The following is a 400-nucleotide window of genomic DNA, read 5'->3' as shown; positions in this document are numbered from 1 at the left end:
TACGGGCCGCTCACCGTCGTCCCCGGTGTCTGGCAGAAGATCGCCACCCTGGCCCCCTCGGGCAGGACCCTCACGATGGGGTAGCTCGTACCGGGCCCGCTGCGGACGTTGACGCGGTGGCCCGGCGCGACCGGGTAGTAGGTCACCGCCTCGGCCGTCGGGGCCGTCACCATGAGAAAGGCTCCTGCGGCGCCTGCGAGCAGGAGGGATCTGCGTTTGCGGGAAGTCATGAATATCCCCTTGGTCGTGGTGCTGCTTGCGGTGGTGGACTCAGGAGCAGCGCGGGCGGATGTAGCCGTCGCTGCCGGTGTTCACGTAGGAGTCGGAGACGTACTCGCCGTTGTCGATGTTGTCCCAGATGTTCGACGTGCCGTACGGGCCGCTCACCGTCGTCCCCGGT

At 67.8% G+C, this 400-nt stretch carries 1 protein-coding gene; it reads right to left on the bottom strand.

The features are described from left to right. The coding region (locus AOQ53_RS42430; protein WP_099054776.1) for an SH3 domain-containing protein at positions 1–230 on the bottom strand (230 nt) is incomplete at its 3' end. Between the last annotated feature and the right edge of the window lie 170 nt (positions 231–400).

This window comes from Streptomyces azureus, assembly GCF_001270025.1.
GTDB classification, from domain to species: domain Bacteria; phylum Actinomycetota; class Actinomycetes; order Streptomycetales; family Streptomycetaceae; genus Streptomyces; species Streptomyces azureus.
Note: the sequence above shows the minus strand (reverse complement) of the source record. Positions and strands in the feature narration are given on the sequence as shown.